The 24,455-nt window shown below is 41.0% G+C and carries 12 protein-coding genes; all 12 read right to left on the reverse strand.

The genetic code is table 11. The annotated features are described in order from the left end of the window. On the reverse strand, nucleotides 1–1,696 hold a 1,696-nt coding region (locus tag QZ574_RS17115), incomplete at its 3' end, for a glycoside hydrolase family 2 TIM barrel-domain containing protein (RefSeq protein ID WP_297091782.1). A 14-nt stretch (nucleotides 1,697–1,710) separates the two neighbouring features. Then, nucleotides 1,711–3,615: a glycoside hydrolase family 28 protein gene (locus QZ574_RS17120; RefSeq protein WP_297091783.1), complete on the reverse strand. Its 1,905-nt coding sequence runs from the start codon at nucleotides 3,613–3,615 to the stop codon at nucleotides 1,711–1,713. A 21-nt stretch (nucleotides 3,616–3,636) separates the two neighbouring features. Next, a complete protein-coding gene (locus QZ574_RS17125) occupies nucleotides 3,637–5,772 on the reverse strand; it encodes a hypothetical protein (protein WP_297091784.1) in 2,136 nt (711 codons plus the stop codon). Between the two features lie 8 nt (nucleotides 5,773–5,780). Continuing rightward, nucleotides 5,781–8,624 carry a glycosyl hydrolase gene (locus QZ574_RS17130; RefSeq protein WP_297091785.1) on the reverse strand — a complete coding sequence of 948 codons (2,844 nt, stop codon included), beginning with the start codon at nucleotides 8,622–8,624 and terminating at the stop codon, nucleotides 5,781–5,783. Nucleotides 8,625–8,725: 101 nt separating this feature from the next. Further along, nucleotides 8,726–10,807: a beta-galactosidase gene (locus QZ574_RS17135; protein WP_297091786.1), complete on the reverse strand. Its 2,082-nt coding sequence runs from the start codon at nucleotides 10,805–10,807 to the stop codon at nucleotides 8,726–8,728. A gap of 140 nt (nucleotides 10,808–10,947) precedes the next feature. Beyond that, nucleotides 10,948–13,635, reverse strand: coding sequence for a hypothetical protein (locus tag QZ574_RS17140; protein ID WP_297091787.1), 2,688 nt, complete (start codon nucleotides 13,633–13,635; stop codon nucleotides 10,948–10,950). Between the two features lie 79 nt (nucleotides 13,636–13,714). Then, nucleotides 13,715–15,070, reverse strand: a complete 1,356-nt coding sequence (locus QZ574_RS17145; RefSeq protein WP_297091790.1) for a hypothetical protein — start codon at nucleotides 15,068–15,070, stop codon at nucleotides 13,715–13,717. Beyond that, on the reverse strand, nucleotides 15,067–15,867 hold the full coding sequence (locus QZ574_RS17150) for a DUF1961 family protein (protein WP_297091792.1): 801 nt from the start codon (nucleotides 15,865–15,867) through the stop codon (nucleotides 15,067–15,069). Before QZ574_RS17150 ends, QZ574_RS17145 begins: the two co-directional genes overlap by 4 nt. A 25-nt stretch (nucleotides 15,868–15,892) precedes the next feature. Beyond that, nucleotides 15,893–17,314, reverse strand: a complete 1,422-nt coding sequence (locus tag QZ574_RS17155) for a glycoside hydrolase family 88 protein (protein ID WP_297091802.1) — start codon at nucleotides 17,312–17,314, stop codon at nucleotides 15,893–15,895. A gap of 32 nt (nucleotides 17,315–17,346) precedes the next feature. Continuing rightward, nucleotides 17,347–19,422, reverse strand: a complete 2,076-nt coding sequence (locus QZ574_RS17160; protein ID WP_297091804.1) for a hypothetical protein — start codon at nucleotides 19,420–19,422, stop codon at nucleotides 17,347–17,349. A gap of 120 nt (nucleotides 19,423–19,542) precedes the next feature. Further along, nucleotides 19,543–21,114, reverse strand: a complete 1,572-nt coding sequence (locus tag QZ574_RS17165) for a RagB/SusD family nutrient uptake outer membrane protein (protein ID WP_297091807.1) — start codon at nucleotides 21,112–21,114, stop codon at nucleotides 19,543–19,545. Nucleotides 21,115–21,145: 31 nt separating this feature from the next. Beyond that, on the reverse strand, nucleotides 21,146–24,373 hold the full coding sequence (locus QZ574_RS17170) for a TonB-dependent receptor (protein WP_297091808.1): 3,228 nt from the start codon (nucleotides 24,371–24,373) through the stop codon (nucleotides 21,146–21,148). Nucleotides 24,374–24,455 lie beyond the last annotated feature (82 nt).

Below are 24,455 nucleotides of genomic sequence, written 5' to 3' on the forward strand. Positions count from 1 at the left end.
TGAAGTCTTCCGGCAACTTGTTGAGATTAATTTTAACGGGGGAGTAAATTTCGCGCATGGCATAAAAACTACCTTCTTTTTCGCGATGGGGGCCAACCAAACCATCGGGTGCATTTACACGGTTGGCATCAATAACGTTATCCATATCGGTTCGCACCAATCCTTCGTCGGCCAACACCCACGAGAAACCGCCTGCCGAACGCTCCGAGTTCCAGAACAACTCCCAGAAATCAGCAAGCGCAGTTGCTCCGCCTCCATCATCCTGGGCATGCAAAAACTCAGTTGGCATATAAATAAGGCCACCGTCAAGTATTTTTTTCGAACTGTAGTAATTTTCGTAGTGGTTACAATCTACGCCGTTGTAATCGTTTCCGGGTTTATGGTGTGCATGAATTACCGGGCGTTTCGATGGGTCGTACATGCCGTAATTATCATCCAGTTCTTTGTTGGTGCCACCTTCGTTGCCGTTGCTCCAGAAAAGAATTGATGGGTGATTTACATCTCTAAGCACAAGCTCGCGTACCAGTTTGCTGCCCGATTCCGTATCGTATGCATTTTGCCAGCCGGCCAGTTCGTTCATAACATAAAGCCCCAACGAGTCGCAAAAATTCAGAAATGCCTTGTCGGGAGGATAGTGGGCGCAACGAACCGCATTCATGTTCATGGCCTTTATCAGTTTAACATCGTTAAGGTCGATTTTTGAATTTACGCAACGTCCAGTTTCGGGCCAAAAAACATGGCGGTTTACGCCCTTCATTTTAATTTTTGTACCGTTCAAGTAAATTCCATCTCCTTCACGGATTTCGATGGTGCGGAAACCAAATTTTTCAATTAATTCATAAGTGGTGGTATTTTTATCTTTCAAACTTACTTTTACTGAATAACGATTTGGCGTTTCGGCCGTCCATGTATTTGGATTCTCAAGAGTGCAAGAAAGCACAACAAGAGAATCGCCTTTTGAAACTTTGCTTTCGAAACTTTTAACAATATTGCCTTTTGGGTCAAATATTTCGGCAACAATAGTTTGCTTTTTTTCGATATTTACGGGGAAAGTTTCCATTGAAAAAGAACCATCCGCTTTTGCGTTTATAGCCACCCTTTCAATGAACGATTGTGGTACTGCCTCCAGGTAAACCGGGCGAAAAATACCTCCAAAAATCCAATAATCGGCATAACGTTCGGCACGGTTTACTGAGTGATTCGACGACCATTTGTCAACTTTTACTTCCAGCTCATTTTCCCCCGCTTTTAACTTATCTGTGATATCGTATTTAAACCGGTAAAACGAGCCCTGGTGGATAGGACCAGCTAGTTGACCGTTAATCTTAACTTCTGTATCGGTCATCGAGCCTTCAAAAACAATAAATACTTTTTTCTTTTCCCATTTTTCGGGAACAGTAAAACGGTGTTTATAAATACCGCTTTCTTTCGAGTAGTTAAATTTTTTGCCGTAAGTGCGGTAATCGCGGCCATAATCGTATTCGCCAAAACCTTGTTGCTCCCAATGCGAGGGCACTTCTATTGTTGTCCATTCGCCACTCTTTCGTCCTTCGGTACAGAAAAAATCCCAGGTTTTGGTGTTCTCATTATCGGTTCCCGAGAGGTATTTAATTTCTTTTTTTGTGGAATTGGCAATCGCTGCTAAGGAAAAAAATCCGAGCGTAATAAAAGTAATTAGTTGTTTTGTGAGATTCATATTTTAGTAGTTAACTAGTTTTCTATTTGTAATGAGAAGCTCTTTCCTGATTTTTCAATAATTACTTTTCTGGTATTTTCATCGTAGCTCCATTTATCAGCACCATTAACCTTTTTGGGTTTTGTCTTTCTTATAACTTCTATGGTATAATCATGTTCTTTTTGTCCTTTAATCTCAATAAGCTTTCCCTGGTTTTGAGTGCTTATTTCAACCTTCGACTGGTAGAAACCATCACCCAGAGGTTCGTAAAAATGCATATTGGCATTTTCTTCTTTTAAAATGTGTACCACAAACTCTTTCGAATACAAAGTTGTATCGCCGTTAACCAAGGCTTGTATTTCAGTTGGATTTACCGGAATAATTACCAATTCGGCTTTAAAGTTTATTTTTCTAAATTGCTCGTCAAGCGTTAGTTTTCGCTCTTCTTGCTTTGGTGCAGCATTGGTCTTTATCAATTCCGGCTGTTGAATATTTGCACACTCAATTAACTCAATTGGTTTACCACTGGCTGTTTTAAGCTGAACATTTTTCATGGTCCAATCGCTGGCATAACTCAATTTGCCGCTTTCTTCTGCTTCAACCAAAACATTTTCCCAATGAATATTATGAATTGGTTTTTCGGGGTAGGCATTGGCATAAAATGCACGTTTGGCTTTTTCAACAACAATGTTGCTGAGTTTTATATTTCTGAACTCAGGTATTCCTTTTTCCTCCGGTTCAACACGTTGACTAAGCACACGCCAGCGGTCTTTAATTTCTTCTTCGGGAATAGATTCTGGAATGTTGCAGTAGCTGTATTCGGGGTACCAGTTCAACTCAAAATGAAAAGGGTTAGCAACATTTTTCATTTTAATATCGTGAAAATGAATATTTTCCATAAGGCCACCACGAACTTTAGCTGATTTAAACCGGATTCCGATATTGGTTCCATCAGCCTCCAGCCCGTATACCTCAATGTTTCGCATACCGCCCGATGTTTCGCTACCAAGCGTTAATAAACCATGGCCTGCTCGGGTTATGCAGTTTCGGTACACAATATTTTCCGCCGGACGGTTTACTCGTAGTCCATCGGCATCTTTCCCGGCTTTAATACATAGGTTGTCATCGTTACAATCAATGTCGCAATTCTCCACCAGAATGTCTTTTGAAGAGTCGGTGTCAATACCATCCGAACTAGGTCCATGACCGCCAATGTTGTTTCGAACCAACAGACCATCAACATGAACACGGGAGCTGTAGGTGAGCGAAACGGTCCAAAAACCGGCACGTTTAACGGTGAAATCTTTTAAAAGCACGTCTTCCGATTCCCAAATTACCACAGGCCGAACACGTTCACAGTCGTAGTCAACCGCCCAGCGGATGCCTTTTTCTTTGTATTCGCCCCACATGCCACCGCTGTATTTTGGTTCGCCCCAAAATTTATTCCACCAATAGCGTCCGTTACCATCTATAACACCTTTACCCGTAATGCGTACATTTTTTTCATCGTAAACATTAATTAAGGCTGCCGGCCATTCCATTTCAATTCCGGCAATTCTTGTCCGTTTTCTTGGGTAGTGGTCGTTGTTCTGAATGGCTTGAATAACCACTCCTTCTCCAATATGGAGTTCTACATTCGATTTTACAAAAAGTGCACCCGAAAGGTAAGTTCCGGGTTCAAAAATTACTTTACCACCTCCGGCTTTTGCTGCTGCATCAATTGCTTTCTGAATCGCTTCAGTTGCAACAGTTTTACCATCGGCCACTGCTCCGTAATCGGCTACTTTAAAAGTTGCATCAGGAATTACAATAAAGTCATTGTTGTAAAAGAATCCTTCAAGTCGTTGAACCAGTTCACTTTTTGGAGATTGTTTTTCTTTTTTTGTACACGCAAAAAGTGCAAGCAAAATAAGTATTACTGGAAATGTTTTATTTATCATGTTTTCGATTTTTGTAGCATATTAAAATACGGGAGAAATGTTTTCCCATTTTACGTCCCAGTCTTCCGGAAAGCCGGGATTCTCAGTCTGGTTTCCTTCAAAACCAGCACACATCATTGCCACCGCCGTTAATAGACCGCCATTACCAGGCAAATAAATTCGTAAGCGTTGCCCCTGATAATTATGCCCGTTGGCTAAATAGGTGTTTTTAAGTACATCTTTTAAAAGCAAATCGATGGCTTTGTCTGGTTTTCCAAGTCGGGTAGCGCACATCGCTGCCATTGGGTAATCCCATCCCCAGGTTCTTTCCCAGTTCCAGGTTTTTTCGATGTAATCGAATGTATTTGCCATAATTGTGGTATCCATTGGAAGTGTTTCGGGCAAAATGCCAAATGCGCCTAAAACCATTGGATGATCAGAATAGTATTCTTCATTTTCGTAAGAATCGGGTGCGCTTTCGGCAGCCAAATACAAACCATCTTTATGCGCAAATTCCGATAAATCGTCGATAATAACCTGCCAATCAGGATTCGTAGGTAGGCCTAACTGCTTTAGCCAGTTTTGTGCAGTTGAAAGTCCCCAATGCCAGTATCCCAGCTCAAAGGGTGGATTAAATGTAACCTCTCTTTCAAGGCTTTCCTGCGCAGGAATTAAAGGTGGCCCCAAAATGTATCTTTTATTTTTCTCGTCCCAACGGGCAAAGCTTGCCATAAAATCGGCTGTTGCCGAAACCAAAGGCAGGTATTTTTTTAATACTTCCTTATCTTGATTTTCCTGAAACAGTTGTTCAGCAAAATAGATAATATGGGGTTGTTGCCAAATTAGAAACTCGCCAACACCCGATGGGCTGTCGTTTCCAGAATTGTCGGTCATTTTTGGCCAGCGAACTCCCTCGTAACCCTGAATCTCTGCTTTTACCTTTGCTTTTTCATAAATGTCGAAATAGTAATCGAGGCTTTTTTGCATTAACTCACTTCGGTTCCAATACGACCAGTGCGCTGCATGCCACCAATGCATTTCGAGGTGGAATTTGCCGTACCAACTGTTAAATGTTAAACCGGTTTCCTGCGGAGGGTAATTTCCAGCGCATTGAATTCGGGTTAAATATTGCGAAAGAATTACCCGACGTTCTAATTCGTAAGCTCGTTTGTCTTCCGTACCTGAAAAATCAACTATTCCTCCCGTGCTCCAGTAATTTTTCCATGCTGAAATTGCCTTAGATTTTGCAGTATCAAAGGTTTCATTTTCAGTGAAATTATTTTCTAAATTAAATTCAACCGAAACATTTAATTCAGTTGTCTCTGTTTTAGGTTGAAGTACAAAGTAGTGCTTTTCTTTCTCTGCTATTTCGGCATCTTCAATCCAATTTAATTTTACAAAATAGGTGGTGGTATCGATGGTGTGCTGAAATATCGCACTGTTTTGGTCAGAAAGGATAATTTCGGATTGGTGCTTATCCACATTATTCCAATCTGAAGCATTATCAACATGATTACCTGTAGGATACGGGAATTGCAACTTAAGCGAAACAAGGCCGTTTTTTAATCGGTCGGATTTTATTTGTGTATAAAGTTTATCTTTTTCAGAATGAGAAAAAGTTGTCACTTCTACATTGGATTCTTCAATTTCGAAAGAGCTGGAAATTACTCCTTCCCATAAATTTAATTGCTGATTAATGTTTTTTATTTGGGAAGGCTGAGTTGGTGAATTATCGGCATTTAAAAGTTCTAAGCCAATATTAGCCAATTGCAAGCGGTGCGGATTTACCCTGAAATAATTGGCAGCATCTTGTTGCTTGCCAGCTTCTTTCCACTGAACCGCATAAGCGATTTTTCGACCTTCAACATCGTAATATTTGTAGGCTTCTTCCAGTTTGTAATTTTCGGTATTTGGGAAACTGTGCCAGCCCCATTCGCTCATGGTTCCGAGGCAAACGCCATTTTTATAAACTTGCGGGAAAGTTTGCAATCCCGTTGCATCAACTGTTAACGCAAATTTTCCGTTTCCTACCGAAAGTGAGGAAAGAGAATCAAAATCGTTGATTTGAACATTATGGCGGTTTACCAATTCAAATCGATTGATTTTGGTTTCTGTTTTTTGTGTTGTGCAAGAGAAAAGAACAAATACAGCGAATAGAAAGCTTAAATGTGATTTCATTGTTGAGTTTATTGGATTTGTTTTTGAGTTATTTCAGAAATGGTAACCGGCCCCAGCAAACCAGAAGGAAGTGGTTGCCAGTGTGCGGCTGTAAAATTCCCATCTTCGCCTCTGTTTTCGCGTAAATGGGCGGCAAAATTGATGTTGTAAAATTTCTTATAATTAACACCATTTTTATCCATGTCAATAATTCGGTTTGCCATGAGGTTGGTAACCTCCACTTCCAGGACGTTTATGGTTTGCAATAATTCTTTTGGCAAAACAATCTGGAATGTTGGTCCAACCAGTGTTCCTAGTTTTGTTCCGTTGAGTTTGATTATTGCCGATTCGTGAACAACACCCAAATCGAGTAATAAATCTTTCGGCAAGTCGGTAGCTAGCTCAAAATTAGTTAAGTATGTTGCGGTTCCCGAGAACTTTGCTAGTTCTTCGGAAATGCTTTCCCAACCTTGAAGCTCGGCTAGTTGCAAAGGCTTAGGTAGGTAGGGACCGCCTTTTTCAAATGTAATTTCCCAGGAATTATTAATTTCCTTTTTTACTGAAGAGCTTTCCCAAACTGGATAGTCAGATGCTGTAACCCGAGCGTTATAACTCTGTAAAATCAAAGTTTCTCCGGGTTTAAGCTGTAGATGTACTTTCGTTGATTTATTTTCATTTTGCGTTAGAGCATTTCCGAAAGTTTTATTCATGGGGTTAAACCAAACTGCTTCCTCCTCAGCTGAATTTAAGGCTACCCATTGGTCAATGTTTTTATCGGTCCAGTTGCTAATAAAATAGCAGGTTCCTTCGATTCTTTTTACACGGTTAAACCACAGGCCAAGTTTCGATAGTTCTTCAGGTAAAACTTTCACCTCCTTTAGTAATAAGTCAATGTTACTTCCTGTGAAAACCTGTCCGTTTCCTTTTTTAGCGATTGCAACCTCCTGAGTCGATTTAAACTGCAAACGCTGGATAAGTTCTTTTACCTCATTTTCTTTTGCCTGGAAATTATTAAATCCGGGAACTTTAGTAGGAATTTGGTTTTGGAATACGATGTTTGCGCCGGATTCTGCCAGCTTCATAAGTTGCTGTAACGTTGACAACGAAAGGAATTCACAAGCAGGAATAAGAATGGTTTTGTAGTTTGCACCCTTCGATTTTATGGCTCCGTTTTCAACCGACAGTTTTGCAATCTGTTTGTCGGAAATATAATCGAAAGTATATCCTTTTTTTAGTAAACTATAACTGATTTCTTTTGTCAATTCTTCAGTGTGCATGCCAAAATGGGGCAGGTGTTCTTTTGTGCGTTTGGTCCATGCATCGTAAATGGGGAAGTAGAGTAAGATATCATTATCAGGCTCTGCATTTTGCATGAACGATTGACAGTTGGCTACGTATTCATTAACCGTTTTTAGCTTGTCCCACCAGGTGTTGGTTGGGGCAAAATGAACGGCTGCATAAAACATCCAGCCTGGCCATTTGTCCTCAATTGGCGAATAGGGTGTACCGTGATAAACAATGTGATTTACGCCGTGTGTTAAATACATATCGGCATTTTGTTTTACATCGGCGAGGTTGCTTAAAAAGTGTTCGTTTAACCAGGTGGCAGCTTCGCAGGCAACCAAAGGTTTACCTGATGTATGTGCAGCCGAAGTTGCCATTTTTATGCGCATGGGGTCGGTGCCTTCGGTTTCGGGAATGTGGCTGGCTTCGTACAAATCGAGAATTGCAGCCGGAGAACCGTGTGCCTGATTTCTAATGCTAGAATTATGTTTTTCGGCCCAGTTAGCCCATACTTTTGTGAATTTCTCTAAGATTAAATCGGAAAGTGTTTCACGATAATCGCATAAAACGCGATGGTTGGTTTCTTCATCCATATCGCCAAATAAGGCCGGTAAATGGTTTCGCAAATCATAACCACGGCGCTTTTGAAATTCTTCAAAAAATAATGGTGTCCAGTTGGCATCTCCACGAGCATCATCCACTTCGTATGAATCGTTAAAAAAGGCACGCAAATCAGCTAAATCGATGTTTTCTGCATTTTTATCGAAGTCGGACAAAAATACGTTCAGCGCTTCTTCCGAGAAGTGGTCGATAACATTTCCTTCGCCACCGGTTCCGGCACGTTCTACCATTTTGCCATGCCATCCCTGAAAAACAGCGTATAAATTCCATGTTCCTGCAGGAGCTGTCCAGTTCAATGCTCCGTTTGCGTTAACGGAGTCGGTTAAATTTAAAGTTTCGCCTTTTTCGTTGTAAGCCATGAGGGTTTGCAGCGGAAGTGGCGTTTCAAAACGAACCTGGTCGAGTGCCAATTCCTGCAGGTTTGTGTTACTGCTGATTGGGAATTTAACCTCAGAAATATCTACCCTTTTTCCTACTGCTCGGACCAAAGGTTCCTGAATAAATTCAATTTTTTCGGATAATTGCTCGCCTTCTTCTAGGGTGTATGTTTTATATCGTAAATTTTTACAGGCATGATCAGCAGAAATCCAGGGACCTCCAAATGGCCATCCCGAAGCATTTGCCAAATCAACTCCAAGGCCTAAACGTTGCGATTCTTTTAAGGTGTGCTCGAACATTTCCATCCACTTTTTCGATTGAAAAGAGATGGATTTATCTTCGTCACCTTTTACATCGTAAATTGGTGTTATTTCTACACCTCCAAAACCTGCTTTTGCCAGTTCTTTCAAATTTGACGTGATGTTGGCTTTATCAACTGCACTACCGTGCCACCACCAGCGAGTCCATGGTTTGGTTTCGTTGGTGTGTTCAGGCCATTGCGGAGTAACTGTTGGTGTGCAGGTACAAAAAGCAAAAGGCATAAAAAAGAAAAGGGCATAAACAGAAAGAACGGAGAGGTACTTTTTCATAGCTCAATATTGTTAGAATAGTAGAGAAGTATTGCGCAAAACTCCTCAAAATTATAGGTTTAAGTGTTTGCTGTCAATTATTAATTTTGCAAACATGAGTATTATTTTAACTTCCAAACCAGCACATCGGCAGTGCCTAACGGTTGTTCTCCAATCATTATTTCTGTTCCTGCCGGTAGTTCAACTTGGTATGGTTTATCTGAATAGTTTACTGCAATTCCAAAACCATCACGGTAATCGGTCATCACACCTTCCGGGTAATTTTCTGTTTTAATATTTAGGCGGGCAAACAGTTTTTTTAGAACCTCGGATTCAAGTTTTCCATTGTGGCTGTCGGCACCAACATAAGTTACGCTACCTTTTCCTAAGTGGTTAAATGTAACTGCTGTTTTGCCGGAATAAAAATCGCCGCTATAGCTTGCCCAGGTCTCAGTTGCTTCATCCGGATTTAATATATCTCCCCAGGTTGTCCATGCATACTTTTTATCATCCATAAGAATTGTATCGGGTGCATAGGTTCTCAGTAAATCATAAAATTCAATTTCTCCGCCAATTAGCTCGTACAAAGGTTCGGCATGTTTGGCCTCCCAAAGGTGTCCCAGTTCATTTTGGTGTCCGGTTCTACACGACATTACCAAATTCCCACCGTTTTTAACGTAAGTAGTAAGTTTTCCGATTGTTTGCCTACTCATTTGCTGGAATGCCGGAGCCACAATTACCGGATATTGTTGAAAATTCATTGTATCGCGAATAAAATCAACGGGGGCACCCAAAGCTTTTAAGGTTTTGTAGTACTTTAAAATATGTGCTTCGGTATTCCAGGCAAGTGTTTGTTTATTGTTGTTTATAGCTACGGTATTGTCGGGGTCGTACAAAATTGCGGTTTTTCGGTTTTGGTAATCCTGCGGAATTTTTCCTGCAGAAGGGGAATCGCGAAGCACTTGTATTTCTTTAATAAATTGCTGGTATTCCAGTCCTCCCGGTGTTGGAGTAACGCCATCCGGGCCAACAATGCCATAGTGGTATTGTTCGTAGCCATAAATTGGTGCACGAAAACGATAGGTACAGGTAAATTTACTACCTCCGGCAAAAACATGCCACAACCAAAGTCGTACTGCACCCGGCAAGGGTTGCGAGTTGATGGTTCCCCAGTTTACCTGTCCGGGTTGGAGTTCCATAACGCCGTAAATTGGTGTTAAAGGCCTGAAATAGTCGTTAGCCATGGCAATGCGCGAATATTCGCCTACCCGATAGCCTTTTTTACCAATGCCCTGGTGTTCGCCATAAATCATGTAGCGGGTGTAGGTTATAAAATCAAGTTCAGTGCTGGCACCAATATAGCGTGCATCGTAATACGGTATATAATTGCTTGTTATCCACTGGCTGGGGGTGGCGTATTTACGGATTACCCGGGCTTGTTCATCCAAAAAACTACTGGTTTCGTAATCGCAAAAACGACTATGATCCAGACGTTGGTATAAATTCATTCCCCACTGCGAGTGGTTCGGAATATTTATTTCATCAAAAGTACTGTAAGTTCCGCTCCAGAAATTCGTCCCCCAGGCCTTGTTTAGGGTTTCAATATTTTCGTATTGCTCCTTTAGCCAGTTTCGGAATCGGTTTTGTGCATCTTGTCCAAAATCAACATTTGTAGCGGGTTCGTTATCCAGCTGCCAACCACAAATGCGGTTGTCGTTGCCATAATGTTCGGCCAGTTTTTCAATCATTTTTAGGGCATAACTGCGGTAATAATTGTTCGAGAACGATGCGTGTTGACGTGCTCCATGGTCCATTTTTGTTCCGTTTTCATGCTCTTTTAAAATATCAGGATGCTTGCGCACCAGCCAAACGGGTGGGGTGGCGGTAGAGGTGCACATAACCACTTTAAGCTTGTATTTGGCAGCAAGGGCAACGGCCCTGTCAAGCCATGAAAAATCATACACTCCTTCATGCGGTTCAAGCTGCGCCCATGCAAATTCAGCAAAATGCGTGAATTCAAATCCCATCTCTGCCATTTTTTTGATATCGCGTTCCCACTGGCTTTCGTCCCAATGCTCGGGGTAATAATAGGCACCTACCGTGGTTAAATCTGATGAGGGAAAAAACTTGTTTTCCTGTGATTGTACCTGTAAAGAACAGACAAGAGAAAGAATGAATAGCGAATAAAAAAGTTTTGATTTCATTGGATAGTTTTTAATGCAGTGATGTTAATGATGGAACAAATTTATATCATGCACAAAAATGTAAAAAAAGAATAGTATGTATTTTATGACGATCAAATTTTATTACTTTTTAAAAGGTTTTATTGAAAATATCCCAGCTATTACTTCTGTTTTTTTGTATCTATTTGAAAAACCGGATGTTCATCTGGAATTTGATCACCTATTAATTCCAGCAATTCAATGGCATTTAAACACCATTGTGCTGTGTGGTTTGTTGATACTCCCTGAACTTCGTAAACCGGTTTTAATAATAAGGGATTATTCACAAAATTTAAATCAAAATTGGTATAACGTTGCTGGTATGGTTCCGGATTCAGAAAATAACTCCATGCTTTTTCGGCATATTTTTTTTCTCCTGAAATTTTGGCATAATAGGCAGGCAGGCGAGCGTACCAGGTTCCCTGCTGACCTAATTTTGCAGCAACTCCCAGTTCGTTTTTAATAGTATCAGCAGACGCTCCATAAAGTCTGCAAAACTGCAACCATAACTTATCCCATCTTTTATTGTTAAGCAGGGGCGAAAGCTCGAAAGCAACCTCCGGGCCTCCCATTAAAACCGACAGGTGAGATGATCCAATGGCATCTTTATCCAGTTGAAATAAGTTTTGCGTTGCCGGATTGTAACCCATTGCGGCACCTTTCCCTGAGAACAAGCCATAGGGCATTTCTGCAAGATCGTTTACACCAGCCAAAATCATATTTTTATATTTTTCGTCGCCTGTGCGTTCCCATTCGGTCATCCAGTTGCCAATCAGAGCGAGCCAGTCGGGGCCCATTCTTGCATGTGTTGGGTATTCTGATTGATCGAGTATCTTGCGTAAAGGATCAATTTTACCAATGGCTTTATTCGAGCCCTCCACGGTTGCCCGCATTAAATCGCCAGTGCGTTCGTCGGTGGTGAGGTAATAATAAAAACGTGATAGTGCAGCCTGGGAAATTCTTACCTCTTTTGCACCGCAGCCCCAGTGCCGAACATTATGTCGCGAGCCCAAGCCCGCAAAACGCCCTAAATGGTACACGTCAACTTCGCCATTGTGTCGTGTCATTGCCTCTGCCATTCGAAAAATTTCGGCTTTACCCGATCGCAAATATGAATACCAAAGCCACATGTTTGGCATTAATTCGGTGTTGTCCCAGGCATAACCACCAATATCGTATCGCCAGGTATGACGTTCACGATCGTAGGCGTGCATTACATCGCCAAAATCCCAGAATCCATACCAATTACGCTGTTCTACTTCCAATTGATAATAATTAAATGCCTTGTCCAGTTCGTTTTCCAGCCAGGCCTTTCCTTTTGAACTCTTGTCGGGTAAACTCCAGGCCCCAAAAACCGGGATACTATGAATATACTCGGGAGTTGCCGATAATAATGCCGGATTGTTACCTTGTTTTGTCAGAGCATTAAGTGTTTGAGCTGAAGGTACATCAGTAGATGCAAATAACAGTAGCTCGCTTGTGCGGCCTACACCGGTAGCAATACTGAAACCGGGTTCCACATCTTCGTAACTGGCTTCGAGGTTATGTCCGTACGCCAGGGTGTCGTAATGGCGCATATCCATTGCCTCGGCATCGGGCGACCACAACCATGTTTTTAATTTTGCCGTGTCCGATTTTGCATGGCATATTTCGAGGGTTGATGGGAATGATTGCCAAAAACTACGCATGCACACCGCTAAACCACCTGAAACATCGCCAACAAAAGCAAGCCCTGATGCGCGGCCACCTGCTCCCGCATCAATCCAGGCACTCTGGTCGTTGGTTCGTTTTCGTACTCTAAAACCAGAGGCATTTGCCTGATACAATTTAAAGTCGTTCCACGATGCCCAGTGTTGCGTTAAGAACTGTTCTTTTTCGGTTAATGATTCTCTGTTAAGAATACGTTTTCCCTGAAGTTGTCTGGGATAAGTTTCTTTGTTCGCCATCGATCGACGCCCAACAAGCGGCTGAACAGGTTCTGCCCATAATCCATCTTTCTCTGCAGAAAATCTTACATGCCGGTTATAAAATTCTTCATCCAGCGGTACATCAAATACCAAACCGATTCCGCGCACAAAATCCTGATTCTGATCTCCATCGTAAATAAAAGTATGCATGATTTTTACCGATTGTTGACCGGCGTAAAAATACAAGCGTATAACAAAAGGAAACAGGCTTTTGTCTCCTCTTTCAGACTGGTGGTTGCCTTCAATTTTTATAACCGAACGCACCGGGCTATGCTGTTCGATTGTTACTTTTGAGGTATTACCGATAAGTTTCTCCTTTATGGGTTGGGCACCGTATTCAGTTTCAGGACCATCTTGTACAATACAAACCAGTTCTGCTCCAGTTGAAACTTCTTTGTTATGTATTTTTATTGAATTGATGATTTGTTTCCCCATGCGAGGAATCCTGCACGTTATAAGCCCGGTATTTACTTCTATTGCATCATTGGTTTGTTTTACTTCTATTTTTGGCAACAACTCATTTGTTGTTGATGCATCGCCAGGGATTAGCCTAAATTCTGAACCAGATAACGAATCAACAACTGTGCTTAACCCGATCCATTTTATGGAGCCATCGGGCCAGTAGGCGAGAGGCCAGGATTGTACTGGCATCGAATCGCCATTTTCATCTTTTAGAAGGTATTGGTCATCAGGTTTAACTTCTCCTTGTTTGAACGGAACCCCCCAACTTACTCCGGTCTCAATAGTTGGAGCTTCTTCTCCGAGCCATTTGATTATTACAGGTTGTTTATTTTGTGCACTGGTGTTAGTACACGTAAAAGAAATGCCGAAAATGAAAAACATGCCTATAACTGGCAATTTTAAGGTAAAACAGCGTGAAATAAACTTGAGAACAGTATACATAAATATTAATCTATAATTCTTAATAACGGTTTAACCATTGTTTGGGAAGAGGTACAATACAAATGTTCATTGAGCGATTATCCTCTGAAAGCATTGCCGACTGGATTTGTATTTTTGTTCCGTCGGGGCTAAATGTGGGATGAACGTGATCTTTAGCCGAACTTTTATGACCTGTTGAGAGCAAAATCATTTCTCTGGTTTTTCTGTCTATCAGGTAAAGATTTCTGTCAAAATCATCGCCGGTTGCAAAACGTCCGTCTGAAGAGCCACTAACGTGCCAGAATCCACTTCCTTTTAGCGTTTGACCCACAATCAACATTTCTCTAGTTCTAAGGTTGACAATCCCCAGCCCTGTTGGCTTTTCGCGTGTTCCGCAAGGACCCCATTCGCTTTCCTGTCCCGGATTGGCCCCATAAACACCAGTCGCTTCTTTATACTCAGTTATTGATGAATTGGGGATGGCACGATGTCCCATTATAGCTATGGCTACTTCATCTGGACCGATCACTGCTTCATGAGTTACCCATTCGTATTTTGATTCCGGGTAAAGCGGCCGAAGTCCGCTTCCATCAGCGTTAACCAACCAGGTCCGTTGTGGTGATTTCCCACCGGTTTCCCAACAGAATATTATCTCTCCTGATTTCCAAAAATTACTTTGAACATGTCCAACCTGAAAGGGAACAGAAACAATGTATTTTGTCTCTCCGGTATTAACATTTATAGCTGCTATGCCGCCTGGGCCAGCACCCATATTTCTTGGTCCAAAATTTTTTTCAATTTTTGTGTCTTCCGGTAAATACTGAGCTGCTTTTTCTTTACCTACCGAGAAGTAAATCCATTCTTCGTTGGCATCTAATGCCAATTCTGTGCTGGCTTGCATTTCTTTTGGTATCGATCCGCAAATGCGCTGATAATTTTCGGCTGGTTTGAGATTCCCATTTTCACTGTGTGTAAATAACTTCTGAAGGTCAACTTCAATCAGTTTTTGCAGCTCATTTTTGTCATCTTCAACTGGCTTTCTCCAGTAAAACAAACGCATCGATTTTCGGGCAACACCAAGCGTTCCTGAAAAGCCACCTTCGGTAACCTGCACAATATCTCCCGTTTTTTCATTTACAGCCATTGCTTCTCCCTTCACTCTGTCTGACCGGAAGATTAACCATTTACCATCAGAAGTCCACTGGTTATGTGTGGGGTATATTTTAGAATCATCTGCTGCTGTGGAAGTTAAAAAAATAAGTTCAACACCAGTTACCGGATCTTTAACGATTTTTTTCTCCGACGGGAAACGACTTCCTATTTGCCCATTGCTTGTAAAAACAGTTAGCATGAGTGTAAAGAGCAGTAATAACATTTTGATTTTGGTTGCTCTCATTTTTTCTGGGATATTTTGAAATTAGAAAAACGCGATGAACGTGTAAACATCAATCGTAAGCCTATTCTTCCTTCCTCAATAATTGGTAAATCAGAGTTGTTGAATTGGCAATAATAACTTTGTTCGTTATTGGAAATGCGCATAAAAATCTTCCTGTTGGTCTTTATAACCGTAATTTTATGCGGAACTCCAGGAGCAAAAAGTCCTTCCGGGTAATAATCGGGATGCAAATCTGTCCCTTCTAAACCTTTTTTATGTGGCACATAGCGTCGTGCGCGCAGGTATGATTTTCGATTATCTCCACTATTGGGAAAAGCTGCATAACTGATATGATAGGTATTCATATGGTCGAAATACATGCGCATCGCCGGAATTTTTCGAAGATCATTCCATTTTGTAATGTCTTCGGAAAAAGGTTCTTTGCCACTTCCACTGGCTTGTATATAAAGAATATTTACACAACGTGTTTCGAAATCGAGCCGCGTGAATTCATATTCTATTTTCAAATCTCCTTTAAATGATTCTTTTGTCCACAATACCATGTGGTGAGCATCGTTTTTGAATTGAGGACCAGCGGTAAGTTGCATCCCGTTTTTATCGTTACTAACTGCTGCTATTTCACCATCCAGAAACCAGTTTCTTTCCCAGTTACCAGTGCAGGAATCAGTAAAAATCGTTTCCCAATTCTCTTTATTGGCTTGTGTAAAGGCTTCTTTTGAAATACCATTTTGCTGAGCAAAGCACACGACAGCACTACATAAAAGCAGAGGCACAAATGCCATTATGGTTTTTCTCATTGTAAAATTTCTTTGAGACGTAAGTTTAATGATGGTCAACAACTCCATCTTCCTCTACATAAAATATTGCAGCTTTTGTATCTATCTTTTCTTTGTAAAAAAGCACCGCACTATCATTCATTTTAGCGGTATGGTTTTGTAACAGCCGATACATCTCGGCCCCGGCATAAATTACCGGGCCATATCCATGACCTGCTGCTGTGTTTACCGGCCGGTAATAATAGAAAGCAGGATCATAGCCCATTCCTGTTCCAACGCAGGTACCTTCAATTTGTCCTTTCTCATTTACTTTGGTTGTAACACCGTGCCAGCCAAGCATGGTTTGCGAACCATAGGCCAACATGTCAATCCAACCTTCGTTAATGGCCTTTGCCATACAATACACATAAATAGCACTGGCTGAAGTTTCAAGGTACGAATCGTTTCTGTCTAATAGCTGATGCCAAAGACCTTCACTGGATTGTAATGCACACAAACCCTGAATATGAGCCTGTAAAAGCTTCAATACTTTTTCACGTCCAGGATAATCTTTTGGAAGTGCATCTAATACTTCAACTTTAGTAAGTAAGGCCCAGCCATTGGCTCGCCCCCAGTGGAATGCCGGGTGAGGGTGCATCGCTTCTACCCAGCCATGGCGGTAGAGGCCTTTTTCGGGCAGGAACATACGATCGGCAAACTGGGTAATTTGTTTAATCGCTTCATCGTAATATTTTGTATCACCGGTAAGTCGGCCCATGTTGGCAATGGCAGGTATGCCCATAAACATATCGTCGAGCCAAATGGTGTTTCGTTGTGGTCGGTTGCGGGCGAAAGTGCCATCGGGCAAGCGGTATTCCTTATTTATTATCCAGTCAAAGTAACGGTCCATTATGGCTTGTCCGTTAAACTCCATGCCATCCAATTTTGCTTTTATCATGGCTGAGCACATGGCCCCTGCATCATCGAGTGCCAATGGGCGCAGTAGCTGACGCATTTGCGGATCAGCCTTGGAATTGTCTTTGTGAAGAACTGGTGCAAAATAGGGCGCAACGGCTGTTAAAAACTGAAAACGATCGGACACATATTCTTTATAGCGTTCGTCTCCGGTAATTTTTGCAGCACTAAGCATTGATGAATACGTAACTCCCCACATATAGTTTGTTATGCTGAATGTACCTTGTTTGATTATGGAATTCTCATCTATATTTTTATAATCGGTGATTTCTTCTTTTGTGGTTTTATCTATTACTCCGATTGGTGTTGTTTCCTCAAGGTAAACAAGAATCCGGTCGATTACACCTTTAACTGCTTCTGGCTTTGTTTCTCCATAAGGTGTTTTGTAGCCGGGTTTGGCCAGGTAAAGCTTTGTGGAAGCATCCACTTTTTTTGTGTCAACATATTGTGCAATAACTTTTGTTGATGCGAGAGATAAACTGGCGATAATTAATAATATTAATGTATTCTTCATTGCTTATTGATTTATTTTTTCTGTTTACGCTTTTATTGGGTAAAATCTAGCACTCGTTCCATATCATCTTTAACAATCCTAATTATGCCGGTATTGTATATTGATTTCAGGTATGGACTATTAAAGACCATTTTGGGTTTGTAGTTGATATATTGTCCGTCAATCATTGGTATTTCATTATTGGCCAGGTTAAAATAGAATTCTGTTCCGTTTAAACCTTTATATTTTAGGATATGGTAACCCGGAACCACAGTTTTTTCGAGTGCAACAGGGTTTTTTAATATGGCCAACATAAAATCTTGTAAAGAAGGGTAGTGTGGCCTTCGCGAGCTTTCAAAGATGATTCCTGAATATTTATCTTTTAAATGAATGAGACTGCTGTCTTTACTCCATGTGTAACTGTTATTTATAATTTTGCTGACATTGCCGGGTGACGCATCATCCTGAAGAATTCTCCAGCCATGGGCATATTCTCCCAGGAGAGGTTTTATGGCTAAAAATGCATTGCCATTTTCAATAAACAACCAACCTTGCTTTTCAATAATTATATCGTGGTTTTGTCCAATAAAAACTCCATATTCCAGGTCTGCCCTCGATTTCATTGGGTACCAATCGGGGTTTACTACAGTAAAACCTCTCGATTGCTGCACAAGCATTACATTTTTATGTTGTACACACCGGGTGTATCCGTTGGCGTAAGCTTTATATTCTCCTGACTCGTTTTGCTTTAAGGCCGTTGGAAAAACACGGGGCCCATTCTCGCCTTTAAAGGTAATGCCCTGCCAGCGGTTTTGAATACTTAAATGACTGTGAACTGCCAGGGGGTGATCCATTTGGCATCCCATAATATAATCGGGAGTAATCCAACTGTAGCGAACAAAACGCGATTCCGTATTACAAAGCATGGTTCTCTCTGTTCCCCACGGGCGAGGCATTGTACCTTCTTCTTCTCCCGGTTGCCGAGAAACAGATTCGAATTCACCACGTCCTTCACGATCCAAAGCAATATGCCAGATAATTGGTTTCCATTGGTATGAACTCAGTAATTGAGCAAAAAAATGTGTTGAAGAACTTCCTTCTCCTCCACTGTAAAAACGAGCAAACCGGTACATTGCATCTTCCCATCTTGTTCCTATCTTCTCGCGTGTTTTTGCGCCACCTCGCACACCTAGTAGCTGTTCTTGTGCCCAATCAGCCCAAACTACATCCAGAAAATCTTCAGCCTTATGTTTAAGTTTTTCATTTTCACATAAATCGTAAATGTCGGTGAGGTAAGATACGGTAACAGCCATATAGCCAAAAGAAGCCATCTCAAGGAAAAAGCCTTTTTTTGCTCGTTCTGTAAAAAAGTCATCAAAATATTTTACCCAAGCCTGGTAATGGTCGGCTGCTGTATAATTTTTTCCATCCTTGTTATTGGCACGTCCGTGTGGCCCTTTAATTCTGTCTTTTCCATACATATGGTGAAACCAGTATTCTTCGCCGGCGCCGGTTCCAAGGTCGGGATAAATGCGGTACTTAAAATCCTCCTCGTTCATAAATATTTGCGAAGATATAAGATTACTTACTTTGGCAACAATGTCGTGGTTTTCGCTTCCAACCATCCACCAGGTACTTTCTCTGGCCAGATGAATATCGTTCTTTAGCTTTGTTTTGTCCCAAAGTAGCTCTAAAAGTGCTTTTTCAGTTTCTGGATATAAACGTCCGGGAAACCGTGTGCTTTTTGAACCAAAAACATAATACATATGGTAGGCAACCTGCTTAAAAGCCAGACACCACGGATCGTTTAGCCTATACTTTTCATGAATAGCCGGGTCATCTGAAGTAAAAATTTCAAATAATTTTTTATTGTTGTCATCAAGGTCTTTTCCCAGGTATAAGTTGGCTATAAAGGGACAAAATGCTTCACGTAATCCTTCTCCCGAGGTGTTCTCAAATGCAAATTTAATTCGTTTTTGTTTGGTGGCTGATGTGTTCTCAATGTAAGTTATTATTGTGCTGGGGTTATGAGAATAATCCTGTTGGAAAATCTGAGATGTGAATTTTGTTTGTGCCTGTGAAAGGCTAAAAAGGGTTAGGCTAAGAACAAGCAGAAACAAGTTTTTCATTCTCTAATAATTTGTTATTATGAAGAGGACAAAAGAGGATGTCAAAAAGGGTAATTGAGATATGACCTTTATAGACATCCTCTTTTTAATATTACTTACTTATTGATTGAATTCATCAATCTAGTAACCCGGATTTTGTTGTAATTTTGGATTTGCATCAATAGCCGTTCTAGGTATTGGGAACAATTTTCTGAATGGTTCAGATTCAGCTTTAAATTCCCATGCATCGTTAAATTTATCGAAGCGGATTAAATCCCTTCTTCGGTGCATTTCAAATGCCAGTTCACGACTTCTTTCGTCAAAAACATCTTCCAAATTAACAGAGGTTAAAGGAGCAGCATTACTTCTTTCCCGAACTTGGTTAATCAAAGGAAGTGCTGCCCCGGAATTGCCTTTTCGGGTCAATGCTTCAGCTTTTATTAACAGGATGTCGGCATATCGTATATAAGCAATATCATTCCCGGCATTACCTCCCTGGGTGTTTGGATCGATTCCCCACTTAATCCACTTAATACCAGCATTCATTGGTTGCAGGCGAATACCAGTGGCTGGAATAATGTCGTAAGTAACTGGTCCTTCAGCTGATTGCCCCGGTACATAGAGAATGGAGTTATGATCAGGAACAACACGTTCAACATAAATTGTATCGCCGTTACGTGGATCGGTTAGCGGGCCATAATAAAGAAACATATCCTTTCTGATGTCACCATCTTCGTACATGTTATAAACCGAAGGACGTGTGGCAAAACCATTTTGCGGTGTATAAGGCAAACCAAAAAGTCCGCCCTGAATGCCCGGTAACACTTTTTGTACCAATGGGTGTCCAAGACCACCCGAGATATCGGGAGTATAAACGCCACCAAAGATAAACTCTTCGTTGTTGGCGTTATCGGCAGAAAAGTTGGCAAAATAATCGTCGAGAAGGGTGTAAGAACCTGAGTTGATTACTTTATCAGCGTATTCAATAGCCTTGTCGTTCTGTGCAGTTCCGTTGTAAACCTCAGCATTCAGGTAAACGGTAGCCAGCAAAGCATAGGCAGCTTCTTTGGTAACCCGGCCATAGTATTCAGAAGGAGTTTCTGCTTTTGCAGGCAGAACTTCAGCAGCGGCCATAAGTTCTGATACTACAAATTCAAAAACTTCCTGACGGGTATTTTGCTCCGGTAAATTTAAAGGATCAACTTTTGCTTCTGTAAATACAGGAACATTACCAAAGAAATCCATCAGGTAGAAATAGGCATAAGCGCGCAATGCTCGTAATTCGGCAATAGGTTGTTCAACAATATCTAAACCCGAACTTTCGAGCGATACAATTAAAGCGTTGGTTTGCCCCACCACTTTAAAGAAAAAGTCATATGAACCTCTGATGTATGAGTGGTTCTCATCCCATGTGTGCTCCATTAATCCTTCGAAACTACTGTTTTGCCACCATCCTTGTATCTTTCCATGAACCACTACCTGGTCGCCCGATAGTTCCATAGAGCGGTATTCAACTCCCATTCGGGCAAGGTTGGTAAAGTTGCGGTATATTCCCGACATGGATGAAAGAACCTGTTTTTCGTTGGCATAAAATGTTTCAGGAGTATAAATCGAGTAGGTATCTTCATCAAGGCTACAACCTGAAATCATAATTAGCACGAATGCTAATGCCCCGATTAAATTTTTCTTGATTATATTATTTTTATTTTTCATTGTAATCTATTTATAAATGATTCCTGAATGCTTAAAATGAAATACTTGCACCAAACATAAATGTTCTTGGTCGTGGGTACGATAAGTAGTCGATACCGGCAGAGCGTGTACTAACTTCAGGATCCCAACCCGTGTAATTGGTAATCACAAATAAGTTTTTACCTGAAACATAAATTCTGGCATTTTTAATAAAGTCTACGGTGCTCACATCAAAATTATAGCCAATGCTCATATTATCTAAACGCAGATAACTGCCGTCTTGTAACCAGCGAGATGAATATTCCGCATTTTGCTGACGACTGGCTTCCGTAGATAAAACTGAGCGAAGAACATTTACACCCGGGGCAGAGGAAGGATAAGAGAATTCAGCATCGGTATTGTTGTAAATATCGTTTCCAACAACTCCTCTGAAATTTATAGTAGCATCAAATCGTTTATAACTGAAGTTATTGTTGAATCCAAAGGTAAAATCAGGATCTACTTGGCCAATTACTACTTCATCGGCGCCGTCTTCACCATCAACATCCAAATAGGTTTCCAGTCCGTTTTCATCAAAACCAGTGAATTTTTTACCGTAGAATGTTCCAAGAGGTAATCCTGGTTTTATAATTTTAATGTTTACACCATTAGCCACAACACCTGATCCGGAAGCATATCTGATTTCTTCTCGTGTGAAAGTGTCGTTTGAAAGGGAAACTACTTCATTTTTATTTTTTGCAAAATTTACGTTGGTTCTCCAGGTAAAATTACCGCTGTTGATTACACTGGCACTCAAATTCAGCTCAATACCTTTATTGGTAACCTCACCCACATTGGCCCATTGTGTAGAAACAACAGAAGGCGCTGCAGTTGAGAAGCTTAATAAAAGATCGGTTGTTTTCTTGCTGTACAAATCAATCGAACCAGATATTCTTTCTTCAAACAATCCAAAGTCTATACCAATGTTTGATTGCGCTGTTGTTTCCCATTTCAAATCTGGGTTAGCATAATTTGTAGGTAAAACTGCTGGAATTGCTTGTCCATTCATGTAATATATTGCTGAACCCGAAATACCCAATTGTTCGGCGTATAAATAATTCGGAAGTTCCTGATTACCAGTAATCCCGTATCCCAATCTCAATTTAAGGTTACTTACTTCGGTATCTTCCATAAAACTTTCATCGGCAATGTTCCAGGCAATAGCTCCCGAAGGGAATGTACCCCATTGGTTGTTTCCACCGAAGCGGCTCGAACCGTCTCTGCGTAAAGTGAAGGTCAGTAAATACCTTTCCATTAATTTGTAGTTAATCCTTCCGTAATAGGAGGCCAGTCGGTTGGCTTCTTTAAACGATGTATTCGAGAGGATTGTTCCCGATTGCATCAGGTTCCATTTTGTAGCTGTTGAAACAAACTGGTTGGCTTGGGTATAGGTATTCTCCGTTTCAAAACGCTGGTACGAATAACCAATAAGAGCTGTTAGATGGCTATTAGGTGTTATTTGTTTGGTGTAAGTTAGGTTGGTTTCCGATAGAATTGTTTCGTTCTGAAATTTGCTGATGGATGCTCTTCCGCCTTCTGATTCAGCAGCTGGGTGCGAGTCAGGAATACTAGTGTAGCGGTTACTGGTTTCTTTTGAAGTACCAATATCCACATTTAGTTTTAATGATTCTAATAGTTGATACGATAAACTAACATTTCCTAAGAAAACATTGCTTTTCGATTCATCAATAACATCAATCCACGAAACCGGGTTAATTCTTAGCTCTCCCAATTGGTAGTACGAGCCATCTTCGTTATAAACCGGCAGGGTAGGAGCCCAGCGTAAGGCGTCTTTCAAAATATTACCACCTTCGTTGCCAATACTTGATGAAATTGGTGTTTTGTCATCGTCAATTTGCGAGTACGACATGTTAATGCCGATGTCTAATTTACCATCAAAAGCTTTATGCACACCATTTACTCTTCCTGTATACTTCTTCATTCCTGAAGAAAGGATTACACCTTCTTCATCGCTGTAACCAAATGAGGCTCTAAAGTTTGATGTTGTTGAACCGCCTGCAAACGATACATTGTGATTTTGGGTAATAGCCGTTCTGAATATTTCATCCTGCCAGTAAGTATCAACGCCAGCATCTGAAAACGGAAGATCGTTGTCGTTGGCATATTTACGGTATTCCGAAGCATTTAAGAAAGGTAGGTTTTCGCGTACTGTTGATACGCCAACAAATCCATCGTACGATACAAAATCACCCGAACGGCCTTTGTTTTTGGTGGTTATAATAATTACACCATTAGCACCCCTCGAGCCATAAATTGCTGTGGCTGAGGCATCTTTTAATATGTCAATACTTTCGATGTCGCTAGGGTTAATAATATTCAATGGGTTTGATATATCGCTGGTTAAAGGCGTAGTGCCGCCTTGCGATCCCACATTTACGCTGTTGTTTGCGCTTCCAAATTGCAGCGGCACACCGTCGACCACGTAAAGTGGATCGTTGCCGGCCGAGATTGAACTGTTACCACGTATTCGCACAGTAGAAGCAGCTCCAGGAGCACCACTTGCCTGAACAACATTAACCCCGGCAATTTTACCTTGGAGAATTTGTTCGGGTGCCATTGGTAATCCATCAATAAAGTTGTCGGATTTTACCGAACCGATAGCACCTGTTACCTCTTTTCTGTTTGTTGTTCCATACCCAATGGCAACAACCTCATCTAATCCAATCGAGCTGGTTTTTAAGGTTACATTAATCGATGTTTGGCTTTCAATGGTAATTTCCTGGGTGCTCATTCCAATAAACGAAAAAGCAACAATGTCTCCGGTTTTAACATTGGGTAAGGTGTAATTCCCGTCAATGTCTGTTACAGTGCCGTTTGTGGTCCCTTTAACTATTACGGTAACTCCAGGCATTGGCATACCAAGTTCGTCGGTTACTTTACCCGATATGCCAGTTTGGTCAATGGCATCCAATACGGTTTTTTGCGTAGTTATTACTATCAGTCTGTCTTTTACCTCGTAGGCTACATCGGTTTTAGCAAATAACTGGTCCATAATATTTTCAATAGACTTGTTTTTTACATTTACGTCAACACGACGTTCCACATTCAGTAACTTTTGGTTAAAGAGAAAGTAGAATTCGCTTTGTTCTTCAATTTCATCAAGAACATCGATAACCCTGGTGTCTGACATTTTCAGGGTTAAGCGAGTCTGTTGAGCATAGCTGTCGAGTGCCCAGCTTTGCACAATTCCTACGAAAAGAAGTAAGCAACAAATTCGCATAATTTTCCAAGTTTTAGTTCTGATGCAATAGTTTATCGCATCACGAATACAATTAATTTTCATACATTTGATTCGTTAAGTA

Source organism: uncultured Draconibacterium sp. (assembly GCF_913063105.1).
GTDB lineage: Bacteria > Bacteroidota > Bacteroidia > Bacteroidales > Prolixibacteraceae > Draconibacterium.